Annotated in this window: 18 protein-coding genes; 10 read left to right on the top strand and 8 right to left on the bottom strand. The window is 69.3% G+C overall.

Translation table 11 applies throughout. The annotated features are described in order from the left end of the window. Positions 1–85: 85 nt before the first annotated feature. Positions 86–742 (top strand): MBL fold metallo-hydrolase, encoded by a 657-nt coding sequence (locus tag G6034_RS04005; RefSeq protein ID WP_176633807.1) that lies wholly within the window; start codon positions 86–88, stop codon positions 740–742. On the opposite strand, the gene G6034_RS04000 is transcribed toward G6034_RS04005, so the two are convergent. Further along, positions 739–1,821, bottom strand: a complete 1,083-nt coding sequence (locus tag G6034_RS04000) for a PLP-dependent cysteine synthase family protein (protein ID WP_176633806.1) — start codon at positions 1,819–1,821, stop codon at positions 739–741. The genes G6034_RS04005 and G6034_RS04000 overlap by 4 nt on opposite strands. A gap of 89 nt (positions 1,822–1,910) precedes the next feature. Here G6034_RS04000 and G6034_RS03995 point away from each other — a divergent pair, with 89 nt between their 5' ends. The 6 genes from G6034_RS03995 (at position 1,911) to G6034_RS03970 (ending at position 6,909) form a co-directional block, all read left to right on the top strand. Further along, positions 1,911–2,756, top strand: a complete 846-nt coding sequence (locus G6034_RS03995) for a sulfurtransferase (protein WP_176633805.1) — start codon at positions 1,911–1,913, stop codon at positions 2,754–2,756. Next, on the top strand, positions 2,753–3,802 hold the full coding sequence (locus G6034_RS03990) for an NAD(P)-dependent alcohol dehydrogenase (protein WP_176633804.1): 1,050 nt from the start codon (positions 2,753–2,755) through the stop codon (positions 3,800–3,802). The genes G6034_RS03995 and G6034_RS03990 overlap by 4 nt, the downstream gene beginning before the upstream one ends. Positions 3,803–3,811: 9 nt before the next feature. After that, positions 3,812–4,240, top strand: coding sequence for an HIT family protein (locus tag G6034_RS03985; protein WP_176633803.1), 429 nt, complete (start codon positions 3,812–3,814; stop codon positions 4,238–4,240). Between the two features lie 51 nt (positions 4,241–4,291). After that, positions 4,292–4,978: a nucleoside/nucleotide kinase family protein gene (locus tag G6034_RS03980; protein ID WP_176633802.1), complete on the top strand. Its 687-nt coding sequence runs from the start codon at positions 4,292–4,294 to the stop codon at positions 4,976–4,978. Between the two features lie 63 nt (positions 4,979–5,041). Next, positions 5,042–5,602, top strand: a complete 561-nt coding sequence (locus G6034_RS03975; RefSeq protein ID WP_176633801.1) for an ArsR/SmtB family transcription factor — start codon at positions 5,042–5,044, stop codon at positions 5,600–5,602. Next, a complete protein-coding gene (locus G6034_RS03970) occupies positions 5,599–6,909 on the top strand; it encodes an MFS transporter (protein ID WP_176633800.1) in 1,311 nt (436 codons plus the stop codon). The genes G6034_RS03975 and G6034_RS03970 overlap by 4 nt, the downstream gene beginning before the upstream one ends. Here the strand turns inward: G6034_RS03970 and hrpA are convergent, their stop codons facing one another. Beyond that, positions 6,910–10,893 carry an ATP-dependent RNA helicase HrpA gene (gene hrpA / locus G6034_RS03965; RefSeq protein WP_176633799.1) on the bottom strand — a complete coding sequence of 1,328 codons (3,984 nt, stop codon included), beginning with the start codon at positions 10,891–10,893 and terminating at the stop codon, positions 6,910–6,912. Positions 10,894–10,914: 21 nt separating this feature from the next. Continuing rightward, a complete protein-coding gene (locus G6034_RS03960; RefSeq protein WP_176633798.1) occupies positions 10,915–11,916 on the bottom strand; it encodes a hypothetical protein in 1,002 nt (333 codons plus the stop codon). A gap of 95 nt (positions 11,917–12,011) precedes the next feature. On the opposite strand from G6034_RS03960, the gene G6034_RS03955 reads away from it, so the two are divergent. Both G6034_RS03955 and G6034_RS03950 read left to right on the top strand, forming a co-directional pair. Then, entirely contained in the window at positions 12,012–12,515 is a 504-nt protein-coding gene (locus G6034_RS03955; protein WP_176633797.1) for a GNAT family N-acetyltransferase, read from the top strand. Positions 12,516–13,100: 585 nt separating this feature from the next. Next, on the top strand, positions 13,101–14,978 hold the full coding sequence (locus G6034_RS03950) for an HNH endonuclease (protein WP_176633796.1): 1,878 nt from the start codon (positions 13,101–13,103) through the stop codon (positions 14,976–14,978). 665 nt (positions 14,979–15,643) lie between these two features. On the opposite strand, the gene G6034_RS03945 is transcribed toward G6034_RS03950, so the two are convergent. Genes G6034_RS03945 through G6034_RS03935 form a run of 3 tightly spaced genes read right to left on the bottom strand, consistent with a single transcriptional unit; the run spans position 15,644 to position 18,914 of the window. Then, positions 15,644–16,270: a class I SAM-dependent methyltransferase gene (locus tag G6034_RS03945; protein WP_176633795.1), complete on the bottom strand. Its 627-nt coding sequence runs from the start codon at positions 16,268–16,270 to the stop codon at positions 15,644–15,646. Beyond that, positions 16,267–16,941 (bottom strand): response regulator, encoded by a 675-nt coding sequence (locus tag G6034_RS03940; RefSeq protein ID WP_176633794.1) that lies wholly within the window; start codon positions 16,939–16,941, stop codon positions 16,267–16,269. The genes G6034_RS03945 and G6034_RS03940 overlap by 4 nt, the downstream gene beginning before the upstream one ends. Continuing rightward, positions 16,929–18,914, bottom strand: a complete 1,986-nt coding sequence (locus tag G6034_RS03935) for a sensor histidine kinase (protein WP_218063519.1) — start codon at positions 18,912–18,914, stop codon at positions 16,929–16,931. Before G6034_RS03935 ends, G6034_RS03940 begins: the two co-directional genes overlap by 13 nt. Positions 18,915–19,200: 286 nt before the next feature. Here G6034_RS03935 and G6034_RS03930 point away from each other — a divergent pair, with 286 nt between their 5' ends. Continuing rightward, positions 19,201–19,953 (top strand): hypothetical protein, encoded by a 753-nt coding sequence (locus G6034_RS03930; RefSeq protein ID WP_176633792.1) that lies wholly within the window; start codon positions 19,201–19,203, stop codon positions 19,951–19,953. A gap of 446 nt (positions 19,954–20,399) precedes the next feature. Here G6034_RS03930 and G6034_RS03925 read toward each other — a convergent pair whose 3' ends face one another. Both G6034_RS03925 and G6034_RS03920 read right to left on the bottom strand, forming a co-directional pair. Beyond that, positions 20,400–20,849 (bottom strand): carboxymuconolactone decarboxylase family protein, encoded by a 450-nt coding sequence (locus G6034_RS03925; RefSeq protein ID WP_176633791.1) that lies wholly within the window; start codon positions 20,847–20,849, stop codon positions 20,400–20,402. A 296-nt stretch (positions 20,850–21,145) separates the two neighbouring features. Then, positions 21,146–22,831: a transposase gene (locus G6034_RS03920; RefSeq protein ID WP_218063517.1), complete on the bottom strand. Its 1,686-nt coding sequence runs from the start codon at positions 22,829–22,831 to the stop codon at positions 21,146–21,148. Positions 22,832–22,858: the final 27 nt, after the last annotated feature.

The following is a 22,858-nucleotide window of genomic DNA, read 5'->3' as shown; positions in this document are numbered from 1 at the left end:
GCCTATCTCACAGCGCAACGTCACACCGCGGCGTGCCGCCCGGGGTTCCCTTGGCGAGGTGCGCGGGCGGGCATAGGCTGGCACCATGTTGCTGACCAAATACACCCACGCCTGTGTCCGGATCGAAAACGAAGGCCGCGCCTTGGTCCTGGACCCGGGCACCTTCTCGGAAACGGACCTGGCGCTGGCCGGTGCGGACGCAGTCCTCATCACCCACGAGCACGCCGACCACATCGACCAGGATGCCGTCCTGGCCGCGCTCGCCGCCAACCCGGGCCTGTCCGTGCACGCCCCCGCCGTGGTGGCGGACGCGCTGCGGGCGGCCGCCCCGCGGGCCGCCGGACAGGTCCATGCCGCCGCTGCCGGGGACGCCTTCACCGCGGCGGGCTTCGCCATCCGCTGCTTCGGTGGCCAGCACGCCCTGATTCACGCGGCAGTCCCCGTGGTGGCCAATGTGGGCTATCTGGTGGACGACGCCGTCTACCACCCCGGCGACTCCCTGATCGTCCCGCCCGGGGTCCAGGTGGACACGCTGCTGGTTCCGGTGCATGCGCCGTGGTCCAAGGTGGCGGAGGTGGTGGACTTTGTGGTGTCCGTGCGGGCGCCGAGGGCGTTCCAGATCCACGACGCCCTGCTCAACGAGGCGGGCCTGGGCTTCACGGAGGCCCACATTGCCCGGATTGGCGCCCAACACGGCACCGACTTCCGGCACCTTGCGCCAGGCGAGTCCGTCGAGGTTTAGCCGGCCCACACCCCGGTGTCGAAAAACGCGCGCAGGGACGCCAGGTGCGGTGCCGGGTCCAGCCCCCTGCCGGCCAGCCACGCGGGGTTGTTGTAGCTGCCCGCGTACCGTTCCCCGCCGTCGCACATGAGCGTGACGATGCTGCCCCGCTCCCCGGCCGCCGCCATCGTGGACACCAGCTGCCACACGCCCCACAGGTTCGTGCCGGTGGAGGGGCCGGCATGGAGCCCCGTCAGTTCCGTGAAGTGAAGCATGGCGGCCACCGACGCGGCGTCGGGCACCTGGACCATGGCGTCGATGACCCCGGGCACGAAGCTCGGTTCCACGCGCGGGCGCCCGATCCCCTCGATGCGCGAGGACTTCCCCGTCACCACGCCGGCGTCGCCGGACTGCCAGGACGGGTAAAACGCCGACCCCTCCGGGTCCACCACGGCCAGCTGCGTCGCATGCCCGTGGTAGCGGATGTACCGGCCGATCGTGGCGGACGTGCCCCCCGTGCCGGCGCCCACCACCACCCAGGACGGTTCGGGGTGGCGTTCGTGCGCGAGCTGGCTGAAGATGGACTCGGCAATGTTGTTGTTGCCGCGCCAGTCCGTGGCCCGCTCGGCATAGGTGAACTGGTCCATGTAGTGGCCGTTGCAGTCGGCCGCGACGGCGGCCGCGGCCGAATAGACTTCACCGGCCTGGTCCACGAAGTGGCAGCGCCCGCCAAAGCTTTCAATGAGGGCGATCTTTTCGGCACTGGTGCCGCGGGTCATGACGGCCACGAAGTCCAGGCCCAGCAGCTGCGCAAAGTACGCCTCGGACACGGCGGTGCTCCCGGAGCTGGCCTCCACCACCGTCGTGCCCTCGTGGATCCAGCCGTTGACGAGCGCAAACAGGAACAGCGAGCGGGCCAGGCGGTGCTTGAGGCTGCCGGTGCGGTGGCAGGATTCGTCCTTCACGTACAGGTCCACGCCCCAGCGCCCGGGAAGCTCCACCTTGTACAGGTGGGTGTCCGCGCTGCGGTTGTTCTCCGCCTGGACCTTTTGCATCGCCTGGTGCGTCCAGGACCACTGTGCCGCCTGCCGTGTTGTCATGAAGCCAGCTTAACGTTCCCGCCGGGCGGTGGTTTGCCCCGGGCCCGGGGATAGATTTGAGGAAGGCCGCAAGGAAGAAGGAGCCGTCGATGACCGTGTTGCTGAGCGTTGCCGAACTGCAGGACCGCCTGGCCGCCGGCGGGCGGACCGTGCTGCTGGACGTGCGCTGGGCCCTGGGCGACCCGCACGGCCGTGCGCACTACGTGGAGGGGCACATCCCCGGCGCCCTCTTCGTGGACATGGAGACCGAGCTGGCCGGGCACGGGGTGCCGCGCGACGGCCGCCACCCCCTGCCCGCCGAGGCCGACTTCCGGGACGCGGTGCGCCGGTGGGGCATCCGCGCCGGGGACACCGTGGTGGCCTACGACGACGCCGGAGCCGCCGCCGCCGCCCGCGCCTGGTGGCTCCTGGGGTACGCGGGCGTCGGCAATGTCCGCCTGCTCGACGGCGGACTGGCGGCCTGGCGCGCCGCCCGCCTCCCGCTCGCCCAAGGCGAGGAACACGCGGTGCCGGGCGACGCCGTCGTACATTACGGGGCGAGGGCCGCCGTGGACACGGACGGCGCGGCGAACTGGCCGGGCATCCTGCTGGACGCCCGGGCGGGGGAGCGGTACCGGGGGGTGGCCGAGCCGATCGACCCGCGGGCAGGGCACATTCCGGGCGCCGTCAGCGCACCGACCACGGGCAACCTGGCGCCCGACGGCACGTTCCTTCCGCCGGAGGAGCTGCGGGAGCGCTTTGCGGCGCTGGGCGTCGGGGACGGCTCCGAGGTGGCCGTGTACTGCGGTTCCGGCGTCACGGCGGCCCACGAAATTGCGGCGCTGGAGATTGCCGGGTTCACGGCAGCACTGTATCCGGGGTCGTGGTCGGCCTGGTCCAACCGCCCCGAGCGCCCCGTGGAGACCGGCGTGGGGGGCGATAGGGTTGAACCATGACGCAAGCAAAAGCCTATGCCGCAGCCTCCGCCACCTCCGGCCTGGCCCCGGGCGCCATCGACCGCCGCGAACCCGGGCCGCACGACGTCGAGATCGCCATCCAGTTCTGCGGGCTGTGCCACTCGGACGTCCACACCGTCCGCTCCGAATGGGCCGCCCCGACGTACCCGCTGGTGCCGGGCCACGAAATTGTGGGCACCGTCACCCGGGTGGGCCCCGACGTGGTCGCCTTTGCCGAGGGGGACACCGTGGGCGTGGGCTGCATGGTCGACTCCTGCCGGGAGTGCGACTCCTGCCTCGAGGGGTTTGAACAGTACTGCGAAAACGGGAACACCGGCACCTACGGCGCGCCCGACCGGCGCAACGGGGGCGGCCTCACGCAGGGCGGCTACTCCTCCTCGATCGTGGTGGATGAGAACTATGTGCTGAACGTGCCCGCCGGACTGGACCCGGCCGGCGTCGCCCCCCTGCTGTGCGCGGGCATCACCACCTACTCGCCGCTGCGCTACCTGGACGTGCAGGAGGGCGATTCCGTGGGCGTGGTGGGGCTCGGCGGGCTGGGCCACATGGCCGTCAAGATCGCCAAGGCGCTCGGCGCCACCGTCACCGCCTTCACCACCTCCCCGGCCAAGGCCTCCGCCGCGTTCGAGCTGGGTGCCGATGCCGTGGTGGTCTCCACCGACCCGGCGCAGATGGCAGGGGCCAACGGCACCTTGAACGTCGTCATCGACACCGTGGCCGCCGTCCACGACCTCAACCCGTACCTGCGCACGCTGGCCCGGGACGGCGCCCTCATCCAGCTGGGCCTGCCGCCGGCGGAAATGCCGCCCGTGGAGCCCGGACTGCTGATCCGCAGGCGCCTGGCCTACGGTGGATCCCTGATTGGCGGCATTGCCGAGACCCAGGAAATGCTGGACTTCTGCGCCGAACACGGCATTGTCTCCGACATCGAATTGGTCACCGCCGCCGAGCTGGACCAGGCGTACGACCGCATGGTGGCCGGCGACGTCAAGTACCGCTTCGTCCTGGACAACTCGACCCTTTAGGAGCATTTCTTGAGCACGCTGTTTACCAAGATCATCAATGGCGAGATTCCCGGCCGATTTGTCTGGAAGGACGAGTCCTGCGTGTCCTTCATGACCATAGGGCCGCTGACCGAAGGGCACGTGCTGGTGGTTCCGCGCCTCGAGGTCGACAAGTGGACCGACGCGTCGCCAGCGCTGGTTGGCAAGCTGATGGCCGTTTCCCAGACCATCGGGCAGGCGCAGGTTTCGGCGTTCGGTGCGCCCCGGGCCGGGGTCATCATCGCCGGCTTTGAGGTGGAGCACCTGCACGTGCACGTGTTCCCGGCCTACGGGCTGGAGAACTTCGACTTCAAGGCCGTGGACAACCACCCGGACCCCGTCGTGATGGACGCCAGCGCCGAGAAGATCCGCGGGGCCCTGCGCGCCGCCGGGCACGGTGAGTTCGTCCCGGAGTCGTGACGCTCCCGCAGCTGCGGGGGTTTGTGGAGCGGCGAAAATTGGGTGAGGCGCATGGCCTTGGGAATCCGTGACCAACTGGTCAACGCGCTGGCCGCCGAAACGCCTGCCTGTGCCTCCGGCTACATGCTGGTGGCAGTTGACGGTGTGGACGGCAGCGGGAAAACGACCTTCGCCACGGCATATGCGGCCGCACTGAAAAAGCTCGGACGCCGCGTGGTCCTCATCCACGCCGATGATTTTCTGAACCTTCGGGCCGTGCGACACCGCCGCGGGCGCCACTCGCCGGAAGGGTTTTGGCTGGACAGCTACGACTACCCGTCCCTGGCACGGCACGTCCTCGCTCCGTTCGGCCTGCAGGGCGACGGCGTCTACCGCGCTGCCGCGACCGACCACGGCCGGGACGTCCGGCTGGACGCGCCGCTGGTGCATGCGGCCCCCGGCACGGTGTGCATCGTGGAGGGCATGTTCCTGCACCGCCGCGAACTGGCCCGGCGGTGGGATTACTCAGTATTCCTTGACGTGCCGTTCACCGAGACGGCCCGCCGCATGGCCCTGCGCGACGGCACACCGGAAAACCCGGACGATCCAGGCATGCGCCGGTATGTCGGGGGCCAGCGGCTGTACTTCGCTGACGCCAGCCCTTGGATGCACGCCACGAGGGTGGTGGACAACGCGGACCCGCAGGCGCCCCGCATCGTTCAGGCGCACGCCAGCCCGGGCCCGGGCGGACGGGTGTAGGCGCAATAAAGTTTTTGCAAATTTATCTTTGCAAAGGTTTCTTTGCGGTCTATTCTTGGGGGCATGGACAAGTCAGAGAAGATTGTTGACGACCTTGACACGCTCAAGGCAATCGCGAGTCCGCTGCGCATGAAGATTCTGGGCCTTCTGCGCGAGTCCGGTCCGGCCACGGCATCCGAGCTCGGCCGGCGGCTGGGGGAATCCAGCGGCTCGACGTCGTACCACCTTCGCCAGCTGGAACGCTACGGCTTCGTCGGCGATGACGACGAACAGCACTCGCGGCGGGAAAGGCGGTGGAAGGCGTTGCACGCGCAGACGAACTTCCATGCGGGGAAGTTCAGCGGCGACGAGGGTGGCCGGACGCTGATGGAGTCCGCTGTCCGCTCCAACGTGCAATATCTGCTGGGCAACGTGGAGGAGTACCTGCGCGGAGATTTTGCGCCGGAATGGCAGGGAATCTTGGGCGTGAATGACTACCTGCTCAGGATCACCGCCGAGGATGCGGCGGAACTGCTGGCCCGCATGGAGGAGCTCGTTGAGAGCTACCGGGCCCGCGGGTCCAGTGACCCGCGGGCCAAGCCAGTCGCCTGGCACCTGCTGGCCCTGCCGAAGAAGCCGTCATGACCCTCCGGCGTAAATTCTGGGTCCTGACGGGACTGCGCTGGCTGCCCACCGGAATGCTCATTCCCATCTATGCCCTGCTGCCGCTCGAGCGCGGCCTGAGCATTGCCGAACTCGGCGCCGTGGTGGCCGTGCAGGGGATCGTGGTGCTGTTCCTGGAACTCCCCACCGGCGGCTTCGCCGATTCGCTGGGGCGGAAGCCGCTGCTGGTTGCCTCGTCCGTGTTTGCGCTGGCCTCGTACGGGGTCTTCGCCTTCGCGCACAGCCTGGGCTGGTTCATGGCGGCGTCCGCGCTGGCCGGCGTGTTCCGTGCCCTGGACAGCGGGCCCCTGAACGCCTGGTACGTCGATGAAACCATCGCGGCTGGCGCGGGGGAGACGGTGGCCACCGGCATTTCCGGTGCAGGGACGGTGACCGGGCTGGCCATCGCCAGCGGAGCCGTCCTCGGGGGCGGGCTGGTTGCCTGGCATCCTGTGGCCGCCTTCGACGCCTTGGGCACGCCGTACCTGGTGGCGGCGGCACTGACGCTGTTCCAGATCACGCTGACCGCTCTGCTGATGCACGAGGACCGCAGCGCCCGGGCGGGGAAGCTGTTCGCTTCAATCCTCCAAACGCCCCGGGGAATTCTGGACGGGGCCCGCATTGTCGCCGGAAACCGTGCGCTGCGGGCCCTGCTGGCGGTGGGCCTGTTCCTCGGATTCGGCATGGTTGGCTTTGAACAGTTCATGCCCATCCGGCTGTCGGAAATCCTCGGCAGCGCCGATTCGGCCGGGACAATGATGGGCCCCGTGTCCGCCGCCGCGTGGGGCATTTCCGCGGCGGGGGCCGCGGCCGTCCCCCTGCTGCTGCGCCGCTGGTCCATGCCTGCCGTGTCCATGGTCCTCGTGGCCTGCCAGGGGGCCATGGTCGTGGTCATGGGACTGGTGGCCGGCCCGCTGGGCCTGATGGCGGCGTTCTTCGCCACGTACGCCGTGCACAGCGCCCTTGGGGCGGTCTACGAGACCATGCTCCATGGCGAGGTCGACGCCGGACACCGGGCCACGGTCCTCTCCCTCGCCTCCATGGTGCTCCAGCCTGCCGGATCGCTCGGCGCCGTCGTCCTGGGCCTGCTGGCGACCGGCGCCTCCACCGGGCTTGCCCTGGTCGTGGCAGGGATCGTCCTGGCGCTCGCGGCCCCGCTGTTCCTGGTCAAGGGCAGGCCCTCCGCTGGCACGGAGCCGGCGGGCCGTCTTCTGGAAACTGCGGGAGCGTCCGGCGGCCGTGCCCCGGAGTTGCGGGAGCGTCCGAAAAGGGCGTCCGGGTCCCGCTGATCAGCCGGCCAGGGCCTTGGACAGCGCCACGCGGACCCGCTTCTCAGACACCGAATAGGCGGTCCCCAGCTCCACCGCGAACAGGCTGACACGCAGCTCCTCAAGCATCCAGCGCACGTGCTCCAGCCCCGCGGTGGAGCGCTGGCCGGGCAGCAGGGCCGCCATGGCGTCGTCGTACTCGTCCTCCAGCCGCTGCACCGCGGCCATCGACTGCCCGTCCCGGGCCACGTTGGACGGCAGCTTCTCCAGCCTCCGCTCGATCGCGGCCAGGTAGCGCGGCAGCTGGCTCAGCTGGGCGAAGCCGGTCTTCGCCACAAATCCCGGAAAGACCAGCAGTTCCAGCTGCTGTTTGATGTCATTGAGCGCGCTGATGAGCGGCAGGCTGTTGCTGGCCCGCAGCGCCTTGTCGATGCGCAGCTTCGAGGCCAGGACGCGTTCAACGACGGCGGTCACCGAGAACACCGTGTCAATGAGCTCCGCCCGGACCACCTCGTACAGCGCGTTGAAGTCCGCCTCGTTCCACGGCAGTTCCGCCGGCGTCAGCTTGTCGATCGTGGCGAGCGTGCAGTCCGCGATCAGGTCCGTGACGGAGCCGTGCGGGTTTTGGCTGAACGTGAGCTTTTCGGTGTTGCTCAGGTGGTCCAGGACATATCTGTCGGGGGAGGGGACCTTCAATGCGAGCAGGCGGATCACGCCGCCGCGCATGGCGGACTCCTGCACGTCCTGGCGCTGGAACACGCGCAGCCCCGCCGCGGCGCCTTCGTCCACCAGTGCCGGATAGCCCGTCACGGTGTGCCCCGACACGAGCCGTTTCACCTCGCGCGGCAGCGCTCCGACGTTCCAGTTGGTGAGCCCCGAGCGTTCCTGAATGCTTTCGGTGGTTGAGCCTGGGCCCACGGCCGCGAGGGACCCGCCGCGAGCTTGCGAGTGGGGGGAGCGGCTGGGGAGCGAAACCCCCGATCTTGACGGGCTCGATCCACGGGGCGAAACCGTCTTCGGCGTGGCCCCCAGCTGTTCGGCGATGGCGCGGCGCGTGGCGCCGGCGAGCGTCGACTGCAGCTCGGCGAGGTTCTGGCCCTCCTCCAGAATGCGGCCGTCCCTGTCCACGACGGAGAACGCCATGCGCAGGTGCGACGGCACGGCGTCCCAGTTCCAGGAGCCCGGCGGGATGATGTGCCCCTTGATCCGCCGCAGGGCCAGCTCCAGGGACGGTTCCAGGGCGTCCACCGCCGGGTCAAAGTCCTCGGCCAGCGCAGCGGCCGCCTGCCGTCCCACATCGGGTGCCGGGATGAAGTTCTTCCGCACGGCCTTGGGCAGCGACTTGATGAGTGCCGTCACCAGCTCCGCCCGCAGCCCCGGTATCTGCCAGCGGAACGGCGCCTCGTGCAGCTGGTTCAGGAAAAGCAGCGGCACCTGCACGGTCACGCCGTCGGACGGGTTGGGGGTGGCCCCGGGCGCCGTGGGATGGAACTCGTAGGAGAGGGGCAGCTCAAACTCGCCCTCGGTCCAGGTCTTGGGGAACGCCGCCTCGTCGAGCCCGGCTTCCTCGGCCATGACCACGTGGGTGTCGAAGTCGAGCAACGCGGGGTTTTCGTGACGCGCGGCCTTCCACCACTTGTCGAAGTGGCGCTCGGAGACCACCTCGGCGCCCACGCGCTCGTCATAAAACTCAAACAGGGTTTCATCGTCCACGCGCAGGTCGCGGCGACGCATGCGCGTCTCGAGCTCCTCCACCTCGGCCAGCACGGCCTGGTTGCGGTGGAAGAACTTGTGGCTGGTGTGCCAGTCGCCCTCCACGAGGGCATGGCGGATGAACAGCTCACGGCTGAGCTCGGGGTCGATCCGGCCGTAGTGGATGCGCCGGTCCGGCACGATCGGCACCCCGTACAGGGTGACCTTCTCGTGCGCCATGACGGAGCCCATCTTCTTGGACCAGTGCGGCTCGCTGTAGCTGCGCTTGACCAGGTCCGGGGCCACCTGCTCGGCCCACAGGGGATCGAACTTCGCGGCCACGCGGGCCCACAGCCGGGATGTTTCCACCAGTTCGGCGGCCATGACCCAGTCGGGGGACTTCTTGAACAGGGCCGAGCCCGGGAACACCATGAACCTGGTGCCCCGCGCGCCGGCATACTCGCGCTTGCGTTGGTCGTAGAGCCCAATGTGGCTCAGCAGCCCGGTCAGCAGGGACATGTGGATGGCGTCGTGGTTCGCCACCGGGTCAAGGTCGTTGCCGGAGACCTTGATGCCCAGGGGCTTGCCCATCTGCTTGAGCTGGGCGAACAGGTCCTGCCACTCGCGCACCCGCAGGTAGTTGATGAATTCGGCCTTGCACAGGCGCCGGAACGCGCTGGAGGACAGCTCGGACTGCTTGTCCTTGATGTACCGCCAGAGGTTCAGGAAGCCGGTGAAGTCTGAATTTTCGTCCTGGAAGCGCTTGTGCTTTTCCGTGGCGAGCTGCTGCTTGTTGGTGGCGTCCCCCTGGGGGCGCTCGCGCGGGTCCTGGATGGTCAGGGCGGCCGCGAGCACCATGACTTCCGCGGCCACACCGCGCTTCGCGGCCTCCACAATCATCCGTCCCAGCCGCGGATCCACCGGGAGCTGGGAGAGTTGGCGTCCGACGCCGGTGATCGCGCCTTGGGCGTCCACCGCGCCCAGCTCGCGCAGCAGGGTGACGCCGTCGGTGATCGCCCGGGAGTCAGGCGGCTGGACGAACGGGAACTGCTCCACGTCCTTGGGCCCCTTCGCCACGCCCATGGCAGCCATCTGCAGGATGACGGCCGCCAGGTTGGTGCGCAGTATTTCCGGGTCGGTGAACTCGCTGCGGGCTTTGAAGTCCTCCTCGGAGTACAGGCGGATGCAGATGCCGTCGGACACGCGGCCGCAGCGGCCCGAGCGCTGGTTCGCGGAGGCCTGCGACACCCGCTCGATGGGCAGGCGCTGGACCTTGGTCCGGTGCGAGTAGCGCGAAATGCGGGCTGTGCCGGGGTCGATGACGTACTTGATGCCGGGCACGGTCAGCGAGGTTTCCGCGACGTTGGTGGCCAGCACGATCCGCCTGCGGCTGCCGGGGGTGAATACGGCGTGCTGTTCGGCCAGCGACAGCCGGGCGAAGAGCGGCAGGATCTGGACGTCGCGGAGCCGCGGATTGGTCTTGGCCCGGCCGCGCAGGGCTTCTGCCGCGTCGCGGATTTCGCGCTCGCCGGAGAAGAAGATCAGGATGTCCCCGGGCGCTTCGCGGGAGAGTTCGTCCACGGCGTCGCACACGGCGTCGAGCGGGTCCCGGTCCTCCTCGTCGTTGCCGCCGTCGCGGTGCCGGTCCGCCGCCCGGCTGTCGGGAGGGGAGGCGGGGTCGTCGTCGTTCTCCCCGGAGGCGGGGCCGGACAGCGGGCGGTAGCGGATCTCCACGGGGAAGGTGCGCCCGGAGACCTCGATGATGGGGGCCGGCCCCTCGGGGGAGGCGAAGTGCTCGGCGAAGCGCTCAGGATCGATCGTGGCCGAGGTGATGATGACCTTCAGGTCCTTGCGCTGGGGCAGGATCTGGCGCAGGTAGCCGAGGATGAAGTCGATGTTCAGGGAGCGCTCGTGGGCCTCGTCGATGATGATGACGGAATATTTGCGCAGGAGGCGGTCGCGCTGGATTTCGGCGAGCAGGATGCCGTCCGTCATGAGCTTGATCTTGGTCTGCGGTCCCACGTGGCCGGTAAAGCGGACCTGGAAGCCCACTTCCTCGCCGATCTTGACGTCGAGTTCGCTGGCGATGCGCTCAGCCACCGTGCGGGCGGCGAGGCGGCGCGGCTGGGTGTGGCCGATCAGGCCCTTCTCCGCCAATCCCAGCTCCACGCACATTTTGGGGATCTGGGTGGTCTTTCCGGAGCCCGTCTCGCCGGCGATGATGGTGACCTGGTTGGCGGCGATGGCGGCCATGAGGTCCTCGCGGCGCTCCGAGACGGGAAGCGCGGCGGGGTAGGTGATAGTCAAAGTCATGGTGCCATCCAGTTTATGCCGTTACGGCTGCGGGGGCCCCTTTGAGGGCCGGGGCGCCCGGGCGGCGGCCCGGATGGTCAGCGCGCCCCGGGCGGCCAACACCACAAGGGCCGCCCCTGCCAGTGCCAGCAGCGCTCCCAGCGCGCCGGTGCCGAAGCCCAGGGCGAGGAGCGGCTGGAGGGGGTGGCCGCCGTCGTGCGCCCAGGCAACGCTTGCCATGGCCTGCCCGGCCACCACGGACGTGCCGCCGAGGTAGCCAAGCAGCACCCCGGTGGCCAGGCGGACCACTACCGTGGCGGAAATTTCGCGCCAGCGCCGGTCCAGGGCGGCCATGCGGGGATCGGGAAGGGACGGGGCGCCGGCAATGCGTTGCAGGGCAAGGAATGCCGAGCCCGCCAGGACCATGGTGACCAGCAGCAGCGGGACCCCGTAATACCAGCCGGGGTAGGGGCCCGCGGTGCTTGCGTTTGTGTTCGCAAGGTGGAGCAGGCGGTACCGGCCCTGGCTGTCCGGGGAGGAGGTCAGGCCCGTCGCGACGAGGAGGGCCGCGTAGGCGGCCATGGTGAGGAGCGGCAGGGCAAGCGTGAGGGGCTTGAGGCCGGCCCAACGGGCTTGGGGGCCTGGAGTGGCGTCTGCCGCCTGCTGGTTCCGTCCGTCCTTCCTCCCTGCCTTCCGCCAGGCCTTCCTCACGGCCTTCCTCCCGCCGGCAGGCAATGCCGAAAACAGCAGCAGTCCGCCGCTGGCCGAGACCCCTGCGGTGAGCGCCATGGGCAGTCCAACCTGCCCTGTCACGCCGATGGACACGCGGAAGAGGGACACGAACATGACCACCGCAAAGGCGATCCCGGCCACGGCGCGCAGCTGCGCGGCGAGCATGGCACGGTCCTCGGACGACCTGCTCGCCACCGAAGGGCCAGCGGTGATGGCAAGCGGTGCCTTCCTGCGGGAAATCCTGGTGGCAACGGCGGAAACGGCCATCCCCGTAACCGCGAGCACGGCGAGCAGGACAATCAGGCGTGTCATGGAGAACCTTTCGTGTGGTGTTCCATTAGTACACGGCAGGGGGCTGCGCGTCATTTTGCTGCGCCCAGTCCCCCTCTGTCTGGCAGGATGGGGCCATGATCCCGGAACCCACGGCACTGGCAACATTCGCGCTCGCAGGTGGCGATTTCAGGCTCCGCAGGGCCGTTGAAGCCGATGTTGGGCCCATTGTTGGCATGATGGCCCGGGACCAGCTGCGTTCCTCGGTCGATTCCGACGCGCCCGAACGGCGCGCGCCCTATGTGGCGGCGTTCCACGCCATCGACGCCGATCCCGCGCATCTTCTGTGCGTGGTTGACGACGCCGCCGGTTCCGTGGTCGCGACCATGCAGCTGACGCTTCTTCCGGGGCTGGCGCGCGGCGGGGCCAGCCGCCTGCAGCTCGAGGCAGTTCGCGTGGCCGGACGGCTGCGCGGCAACGGGCTCGGCACAGCGATGATGGAGTGGGCCGTGGCCGAGGGGCGGCGCCGGGGGGCCGCCCTCATCCAGCTCACTTCCGACCTCTCCCGGCACGACGCCCACCGTTTCTACGGGCGGCTCGGCTTTGCACACTCGCACGCCGGATTCAAGATGGTCCTGTAGGGGCCCGGACAGCGGGGCTCCTCGCACCGGCGCTCCGCTGGTGTGGCAGGTGCGCCGATTCACCCGTCGCCGGCAGAATTTTTGGCGACTTGCTCCTCCACAGGGGGTGCCGGGTGCGTGACAGTCGACATTTCCGGTTGTCAGCTCCCCGCCTGTGCGCCTTTTCTTCTAGCCTTGACCCATTGATGAAGTTACGGCTTTCCGAACACAGTTTCCCCTTCCGGGGTGCAGCTGGCGGACGGAACTGGAGGGAACGGGCAGGGGGTGGGTGCCATGGCCGCACCGGGATGGCGCAGTGGCGACGCTTCGGCCGTCGTGGTCCCAGGCCCGGGCTCAGGCCCTGCCACAGGTCCCGCCGCCACATGCCCTGCCACAGGTCCCGCCACCACAGGTCCCGCCGCCACAGGTCCCGCCACAGGTCCTGCCATAGGTCCTGCGTCCGTCTCCGGCCCCACACTGGAAGATGGCGCGGAAGGGGCAGTCGAGTCCGCTGCCGGCACCGCCCGCCCAGTCAGCTCCACACGGGAGCTGGCCGCGTCGGCCCTGGCATTGGTGGAAATATGCGGAAGGTTCTTCGAACCGGCCGTGCTGGCACAGCTGGACGCGGCACTGGCTCATGAGTTGGCCCGCCGGGCACTCGAACGCGCCGGAGACGCCGCCGCGCGTTTGGACCACGGAATTCGGGCCGGCCAGGCTGCGGAGGCACTCGCGAGGATGGCCGCCTGCGCCGGGGCGGGCAAGGCCGCGGCCACCAAGGCCGGCGATCTCGCCTCGGAAGCGACGTCCGTGGTGACCGCCTTCGGCGGCAGCGTGGGACCCGAGGGCTTTGATCCGGCGGTGGTCGACAAGGTTTCCGGGCCGGCCCTGGTGGACCTCATCTCCGGGCTGGAACAAGCCAAGAACGCGCTTGCGGCCGCACAAATCAAGGCTGAGGCGCTCTTCGCCGCCCATCAGCGACTGGAACAGGCAAGGGCCGGGGTGCCCAAAGACAAGCTCGGCAATGGGGTGGGAACGCAAATCGGGCTCGCACGGCACGAATCCGCCCATCGGGGCCGCCAATTGGCGGAGCTTGCCACCATCGTGGTGCGCGAACTGCCCCACACCATGGACGCCATGACTGCCGGAATCATCGGTGAGGACCGGGCGCGAGTCATAGCGGCCGAAACCGTTTTCCTCTCTGCCGAGCACCGTGCCGAAGTCGATTCCCTCATCAGCGGCGACCAGGAAAAATTGGCGGGCATGGGCTCGCGGGAACTGGCCACCGCGTCAAGAAGCGCCGCATACCGGCTCGACCCCGAGGCCTTCGTCAAGCGCCGGGACAAGGCTGTAACGGACCGCTATGTGTCGCTGCGCCCGGCCGCAGACGGCATGACCCTGCTCACCGCCCTGATCCCACTCAGGCACGGGGTCACCATCATCAATACCCTGACCCAAGTGGCAGACTCAGCCGTTGCCGCCAGTGACGGGCGCGGCCGGGGCCAGCTCATGGCCGACGCCCTCATCCACCGCCTCACACAACATGCGCCCTGCGACAAAGGTGCCGGCACCACCGGCGACCACCGCGGCCCGGATCTGGGCCACGCCACCGCTGGACCTGTCGGGGCCGGAGATGCAACCTCTCTGGTGGCTGGGGGAAAGACCTCCAAGATGGGTTCCGCGGGGGATTCAGGCCAGTCGGACGTGGCCCGGCCACGGAACCCGGGGCTGTGCACCATTGTGGCCGAACCCGACATCATGATCGAGCTCGTCATGACCGACCGCGCACTATTTGACGGCGCCAACGACCCCGCAATAATTGTCGGTTACGAGCCAATCCCCGCTCCCGAGGCACGTGCCATGGTCCTCGGCCTCGGCCTCGGGCTCGGGCTCGGACCCGACCTCGGCCCCGAGCCCGGCAGTCCCAGGCTGGAACCACGTGGGCCGGCCGCGGGCAGCGAGGGTGGCTCCGCATCAGGTGGCAGCGGGTCCACCGGCCAATCCCAGACCGTCGAAAAACCCGGGAGGTCCGGGTTCTCGCCGCGGCTGTGGCTCCGCCGGCTCTTCACCCACCCTGACAGCGGAGCCCTGCTCACCATGGATTCCCGGTCGCGGATCTTCCCCGACGGGATGAAGGAATTCCTACGGATCCAGTACCAGCGCTGCGCGAACCCCTATTGTGGCGCGCCCATCCGCCACTACGACCACATCAAGTCCTGGGCGGCCGGCGGCGCCACCAGCATTGCCAATGGGAGGGGCCTGTGTGCGGCGTGCAACCAGGAACGGGAATCCCCCGGGTGGAGTGCGGAACCAGGCGGCGCCCCGCCATCCAGACTGCGGCCGCCCGCGGGTGAAACGAACGTCGTTGGAACCGACGGCCCCGGGCTGCCCCGCACCGTGACCACCACACCCACCGGCCACCACTATGCGGCTGTCGCACCGCCCTTGCCGGGCTCCACGCTTCGCAGACAACGCCGGCGACGTTGACAGCGCAGGCAATGCCGAAGCCTTTTCTGGCTCTCCCTGGGAAAGCCGCCGGCGGGCCACGCAGGGCGTGTCTTCCAGAAGTGCGGAGGGCGCGGGTGGAAGAACGGGCGGATGTCCGCCGGCCGCCTCTTGCGCATCCAGAGCCCTGAAATTCACACTACGGGCTCGACTTGGACCTGGCCGAACGCATGGTCATCAAACAGGGCTGCGCATTCCTGGACTACGCGGAATCCGGCTCGGCGAAGGAGTGGTTCCTGCGGCAGGGATGAAGGAGCCGTGGCCCCGGCTGGTGCTGCCGGATTCGCCGAACCGCGGGAAGATTCTGTCAACGCTGTTGTTGTGCGCGTCGGCGCTCATGTCCGTCGTGGCATCGACGCCCAGTGCCGCAAGGTGCCCGGCAAGTCCGGTATTGGTGAAGTCAGCCCAGGTCTACTTGACCACCACGTGGTCGCCAGGCCGTTGGCCTCGCAATACCCGTCGGCTGGCCTGCCGCAGCCCCAGGGGCCGCCTGCCCACCGCGGCCCGGTGCGGGGCCGGTCGACCCGGACCAGGACAGTGGCGCGTCCCCGGCTGCGGGGGCCAGCGGCGCGTGTAAACCGCAAGGGTCCTACCTTGACAAATTTATGGCGTAGCCAGGCAACGTCCGGTTCTGGATCGGGGAGCTGTCAGGGACTCCGGACTGCGCGCAGGACCTCGTCGTGGACGGTGACGGGCCCGCCGCCGTGCCCCGCGGAATCGCGCGGGCGCGACTCCGCAACGAAAATCTTCCACAGTGGGGGATCCAGCAACGCCGCCACCTCCTGGGCCGTGTAAAAGACATCCGCCCGGTTCGGCCGGTGGGCGCCGGATTCAATGTCCGACGGCGCGTGCCCCACCACCAACAGCGTCCCGCCGGGTGCCACCGCGGCTGCCAGCCCGGTGAAAAGAGGTTGCCGGTCTTCCAGAGGAAGCTGCATGAATTGTGCCGAGACGAGCTCGAAGGACAGCGCCGGGGGAGTCCACTTCAGCAGGTCCCGGTGCTGCCAGTCGATGGAACCGGACAGTGTCAATCCTGAGGCATGCCCGGCAGCCCGCTCGAGGGCAACACTGGAAATGTCGACGCCGGTCACCCGCCACCCACGGGCGGCGAGCCAGACGGCGTCGGCCCCCTCGCCACACCCAACATCGAGTGCGGTCCCGGGGGCAAGGCCTGCCGCCTCGGCCACCAGCTGCGGGTTGGGGTGGCCGCTCCAGATGTTGCCGCGACCTGCATAGCGTTCGTCCCAGTACGCGGCGTCAAATTTGTGGGTCATGGGTCCATCCTTGCACCTGCCTGCCGCAGCCCGCACTCGTATGCCAGCACCACCGCCTGCACCCTGTCCCGCAGCCCCAGCTTCGCCAGGATCCTGGTCACATGCGTCTTCACCGTGGGCTCGCCCAGGTACAGCCTGGCGCCAATTTCAGCGTTCGAGAGGCCCCGCGCCAGGCTGCGGAACACGTCCAGCTCCCGGGATGTCAGCGCGGCAAGTTCCACCGGCACCCCGGCCACAGCGGGGGGCCGCGCCACATATGACTCGACGAGTTTCCGTGTCACCTCCGGCGCAAACAGCACGTCCCCGGCGTGGCAGGCAAAGATTGACCGGATCAGTTCGGCCGGCGGGGTGGTCTTCAGCAGGAAGCCGCTCGCCCCGGTCCGCAGCGCCGCGTACACGTACTCGTCAAGGTCAAACATCGTCAGCATCAGCACCCGCGTGGCAAGGCCAGCGGCCGCGATCCGCGCCAGCCCCTCCAGGCCGTCCACGCCCGGCATTTGGATGTCCATCAAAACCATGTCGGCACTGTGGTGGCGGGCCAGCGCGGCTGCCGTGCCGCCGTCGTGCGCCAGGCCCACCACCTCGAGCCCGGGCGCGGTGGCGAGGATTGCCCCCAGCCCGGCGCGGATGAGGTCCTGGTCGTCGGCGACCACCACCTTCACGGCCCCCATGGCGCCGCCTTCCGGGGCCCGGGAACGGCTTGGGGGAGTGCCGGAAGGACCGCGCGCACAACAAAGCCCGACGCCGGACTCGACCCCCGGGTCCGGGCGGCGCCGGCTGCCGGGGCCGGGGAGGTGACGGCAGCGGGTGCCGGCCCGGCGGTGGGCCCGGCGTCGAGGGAGCCGCCGCGTGCGTGAAGCAGCTCGCGGAGTCCGCGCAGCCCAAAGCCGGCGCCGGGCCCGGGGGAGGGCGCCGTGGACCGACCGTTTTCCACCGTCACCGTGCAGCCGGTCGGGCCGGCACATACGGAAATCCTCACGGTGCTGCCGGGGGCATGCCGGATCGCATTGGACAGGGCTTCCCGCACGATCCGGTGCACCAGGACGGCTTGGTGAGGTGGGGTGGTGTCGGCGCGGGCCACCTCAACCACCAGCCCGGCCGTGTGCGCCCTGGTCAGGGCCTGCTCCAGGGTTTCCGGGCTGCCGTGTTCCTGGCCGCCAAACCACTGGCCGGCATCGCCCGAACCGGCGGCCAGGGTTGCCAGCCCAGCCCGGGCGCTGCTGCCGATTTCCGTCACGAGGGCCAGCGCCCGGCGGGCCTCCGCGGGGTCCCCTTGGGCCAGGACGGAGGCAGCGCCGGCCTGCATCACCATGCCGCCAAGGGCATGGCTGGCGAGGTCATGGACGGTGCGGGCCAGCTCCAGCCGCTCCGCGGCCAGCCCAGCGTCGACGTCGGCTGCAAATCGCAGGGCGAGGACCTCCGAACGGCCCAGCGCGGCCCACTCGGCCCGGCCGTGTGTCCGCCACGCATGTGCGGCAAATCCGGTGAATCCGACAATGCCCAGGTTGATTGGCACATTCTGCGGCGCCTGCGCGGCCAGGACCAGCAGCAGGGCGGCGGCAAAGACGCACCAGGCAAGCAGAACCGCCAGCCGCCCGTCCGCAAGCGCCGCCCATGTCAGCACTACGCAGGCGGCCGCCAGGCCCAAGCCCTGCGGCAGCGGAATGCCGGCCAGCCCGCCGGCGCCGAGCAAACCGGCCGACGCCAGGCACGCCAGGGCCGGGCTGCGGCGGCGTACAAGCAGCAGCGCGGCCGTGAAAATGCCCAGCGCCGCACCGGTCACGGCAGGCCCCGGCGGAAGGAACGGCCACTCGGACGCCAGAAGTGCCAGGACCACCGCCGTCGGCGCCAGCCATCCGGCCAGGGAGGCCGCCCCGGACGTGGCCCGACGCCTGCCCCCGGCTTTCGCGTGGGTCGCACCAGCCGCTTCGCCCAAGGCGGGCACCGGAAGCGGGGCGGCGGCACCGCCGCGCAGCGCCACCAGCAGCATCTTCAGCTGTCCCACGGCGGCCGCACCGTCGGCTGTGATGCGCTGGATGTCGGCGGGCGCCAAGGTTTTCGCGGCCCGCAGGGCCGCCCGATGCATCGAGTCCATGGCGGTGCCCACCACGGCCAGTACGTCGGCGGTGGTCCGCTCCCGCTCGGTTGCGGCCTGCGCCTCGGCCGCCTGCTGCGGATCAGCCGCGGCCAGGCGTGACTCGGCCAGCGCTGCCTGCATGGATGCCGTGAACCGCCGGCGGACCAGGCGGCCGTACGCGAACGCCATGCCGTAGAGGACGGACCCGAACAAGGCGTCGCCGGCCTGCGTTCCGGCAGCAGGGAGGGCCAGTGCAGCCAACAGGAGGGGAAGCCCCAGCAGGCCGGCGGCGTCGGCCACGAAGCGCCCGCAAGCATAGGCGGAGAGCAGGGCGGCGGCCAGCGGCGCAGGGTTTTCCATGGACAGGCCGAGCAGCACCGCGGCCGCCTGCACTGCCCCGCACAGTGCGGCCGCAGGCAGCGGTAACCGGCGGGCGAGGAATGCTGAAGCGGCCCAGGCCAGGGACAGGGCCGTGATGGCAATGGGGCCGAAGGAAGCTGGCGCGGTTGCCGGACCATCTGCCGCGAGGAACCCGGCCGCCCAGAGGCCGGCCGCAGCTGCCGCCAAACATTGCTCCCAGATGTTCCAGGACCGTCCCATGCCCTGAGGATACGGGAAGCGGTGGAAACAATCGACCAACTTTCGGATGACCCGGGCACCTGCTTTGGGATGGTGCCGGACTGGCCCGCAGCGGGAAGGAGGGTGCGCCGCGGCTGATCCGCGGACGGCCTGCCCGCGGCAGACTCAAGCCATCAACCCGATCCGCCGCAACGGACGCCAGAACCCCGGACGCGGCTTGAAACCGGACCAACGCGGACCAACGCGGAAAGACAAAAAGAAATGAGGCACGGCAATGACCAGGCAACGCAACGGATCTGAAGGACAACCCATTCCCCGGGGCCGGCAGGCAGTGGCGGCGGCGCTGGCCTTGCTGGCGACTCCTATCCTGGTGGTCGTGGCGGACCTGCTGCGGATGGCAGCTGACGGCAGCGTCCAGGCGACGGGAGGCCTCGGCGGCGAGGGCGGCCCCGCGGCCACGGAATCCATGATGGAGTCCATCCAGGACAATCCCGAACTCTTTGGCGTGGCAGCCGTCCTGACGTTTGCTGCCGCGTTCACCGCCGTTCCCGCCGTCATCCTTGGCTGGCGGCTCGGTGCCCCAACGGCACGGGTCATGGCCTGGGCCGCCGCGGTCCTCGGAGTGCTTTTTGTCTTCGGGAGGGTGACCCACACGTTTACGGCGTACGGGCTGCCGCTGATCCTGGCCGACCAGCTCGGAACGGGCGGTGCCGCACGCTTGTACGATGCGCTGAACCTGCACTGGGCCACGGCCATGGTGATTGTGCCCGCGATCGCCGGCATTGCGTTGTGGTTTCCACTCTTGGCGGTGGCGCTGTACAGGAGCAGGGCCATCCCGTTGTGGGCCATGGTGTCGGTGCTCGCCGGAACGGTGGTCCTGATGGCCCTTGGCAGCTCGATCATTGCCACGCCCATCTTCTGGGTGCTGACTGTGGCCGGGCTCTGGCCTGCCGCCGCCTCGGTGCTTGGGGCTTCAAAAGCCAGGCTTCCGGAACGGGATTTGGGGCAGCGGGAGCCGGCAGCCTGATCCTGCAGGAACTGTCCAAATGCGGCGGGTGGCCGGCCGGCCACCCGCCAAAGCCTTGGGTAAGGCCCGTCAGGGAATGCAGCCAACCTGCCTGACGGTGCCGGCAGGAGGCGCTGGATCAGGATTCGCCAGTTCGTCAAACACGAGGTCCAGCTCCACGGCACGCGCGCGCCAAATCCACGGCGGGGAAGCCGCGGGTGCTTCCGGTGAAGGTGGCGCCCCCGGCGGACACGGGCTCATGGGCTGCCAGCAGGTCATCGGGAGGAGGCCTCCATGGATGCATCCCGGGCGACGGATGCCCGTTTTGGATGAGGCCACGGCTGAACGGTGCGGGCGCGTCCGGATGGCCACCGTGCCGCCGCCACGCCGACTGCCCCAACACCGCCGCCCGTGCCGGCGCCCCGCCTGTGGACATTGGGTGGACCCGGCCTGGGGAAGCCGCCGGACTACACGTCCGGCAGTGCCTGATGGGTGGTCACGGCCAGGCGGTTCCAGACATTGATCGCGGAGATCGCCATGAGCAGGACAGGTATCTCCGCCTCAGTGAAGGCGGCCTTGACCTGCGCCCAGATGGCGTCGGACACCCCGCCATGGCTGATGAGGGTCATGGACTCCGTCAGGGCCAGCGCTGCCTGCTCCCTGTCGGAGTACATGGCCCGGGCCTCCTGCCAGCCGGCCAGCACATCCACGCGCCGATTGTCCACGCCGGCGTTCCGGGCCTCCCGCCCGTGCATGTCCAGGCAGTAGGCGCAGCCGTTGAGCTGCGAGGCCCGGATCTTGACCAGCGCCAGCAGCGCCTCGCCCAGCGTGCCGGCATGGATGTACTTTTCCATGGCGATCATGGGCTGGTAGGCCTTGGGGTCGATTTCCTGGATGTTCATGCGCTGCGTGGACATGTGCCTTGCTTCCTTCTGGACTGGTGTCTCATCCGACGCCGGCGTGTGGCGCCGTCCTTTCCAGCTTCCCCCCGGGCAGGAGGTTCTGCAAGCCGGGCGCTCCTAGGTGGGTGGTGTTGAACGAGCTATCTGGTGGTGTTGGTGCTGAATGGGGGCTTTTTTAGGACTGTGTGAGGCTGTTGGTGGTTGCCTGATTTTCGTGTCGGCAAGCATTTTCGGGGTCCGCAGTGGGTGCCTCGGGGTCCGCAGGGCACCGCAAAGGGCCGTGCTGGCACGGTCGGCCCTTCTCCCGCCTCTCATGCCGGGACCATGGCCGATTGGGCCTGCCGGGAGGTCGCGATCTTGCTGATTTTGAGCACGCCAAGCCGGGCGATGTTCACGGCTGCGGCCAGCAGGGAGAAATCGGCGTTGACCTTGGCCCGGCCCCGGACCCTGGCCCGGCGTCCGCCGTGCTTTTGCCGCATCAGGTGCCCGATCTTGCGCTCGACCTTCGGACGGGTCCCCCGGTACTCGTCCCGCCACGCCGGGTCCTGTTGTGTTTCCCTTGCCCTGACCAGCTCATCCTCGTACGCGCCGATGCTGACCGTGCGCCCGGCCTTGGAGGCCGTGCACTGGGCAGCCAGTGGGCACACGGCGCAGGCGGCACCGAAGGCGGCGTTCCCGCCGCCGGCCTTGGCCGGGCGGATCGGCACGGTGACCTGCGCCGGGCAGGTCACCGTCCCGGCGCCGGTGTCAATGGTGAAGCGGTCCTTGGCGAAGCGCCCGCCCGGGGCGACCGGCAGCTGCACCTTCACAAACACACTCGCCCCGGCGGCTTCCAGTTCCACCAGCAACGCCCCGGCCCCGTACGCCGCATCCCCATACACGGCCAACTGCCCCGGCCCGCCGCCGATACCGTTGTCATTGTCGTTGTCGTTGTCGTTGTCATTGTCATTGTCATTGTCGTTGCCGGTGTCCTCATGGTGGGGGTCGGCTGCGGCGTCGCCGGCGGCCGCGGCAGCAAGTTCTTCGGCGAGGAGTCCGGTGGCCGGTTCCGCGTCGCCGGTGTTACCGGCCGTGACAGTGGTCGCGGTGATGATCTCACTGTCCGGGTCGATCGCGACATGGCCCTTGTAGCCGTCGAAGCCGCGCGCGGCGGTCTTGTGCCCGTGCCGTGCTTCCGGATCGACGGTGGAGATCACCCGGTCCTTTGCGACCCGCCGGGCGATATGGAACACCCCGTCCACACAATCCAGGTCCTGGCCCAGAACGGTCGCCAGCAACGCCCCGGCCTGGGCCGCGGATTTTCCCAGTTCCAGGCCCTCCAGCACGGCAAGGGCCGCGTGCCCGTCCTTCGCCAACGCGTCCACGACCTCCTTCCGGGCCGCCGCATCATCCCAGGCACACACAGGCTTCCCCGCCGAGACATACTCATCATCACGGGTGAGTGCGCCCCGCAGCCGTGTCTCCAGTTCCGCATCCGCGACCTGCAGCAGGCCCCTGATTGCCGAACGGACCAGCGTCACGGTGTCCATCGTGGCAACCGCGTCATACAACGGGGTCGAATCCAGCACCCGCTTGCGCCCCACCAGACCGGCAGCCCTCGCAGCCTCCAGGGTCACCTGGAAGATCCGGTCCGGAGCATCCGAGGCCGCCAAACGGGCCCGCATGTCCACCAAGACCGTGTGCACGAACCCCGGGTAATCGAAGGCCAGCCCGCCGGCGGCGTACTTCCACCTCGCGTCAAAGGAGAACCGGTCCACGGCCTCCCGGTCCGAGCAGCCCTCAATGCGCTGCAGGACCATCACGACCGCCACGATCATCGGCGGCACACTGCGCCGGCCCACATCGGTGAACAGGTCCGCGAACATCGCGTCAGGGAACAGGTCGAAGCACTCCCGGTGCAGCACCGCGTAGATCGAGTCCTCCGCGACACGGCCATGGCAATAACCGACAGTGCCGGCCAGCAAGTCCCCCTGTGTAGGTGCCAGGCCCAGCGTCATCCATCACTCCTTGGTCACAGGGAATCC

Origin of the sequence: Arthrobacter wenxiniae, from assembly GCF_013376105.1 — a bacterium.
GTDB lineage: Bacteria > Actinomycetota > Actinomycetes > Actinomycetales > Micrococcaceae > Specibacter > Specibacter wenxiniae.
The sequence above is the reverse complement of the archived record's forward strand: the minus strand, read 5'-3'. Positions and strand labels throughout refer to the sequence as shown.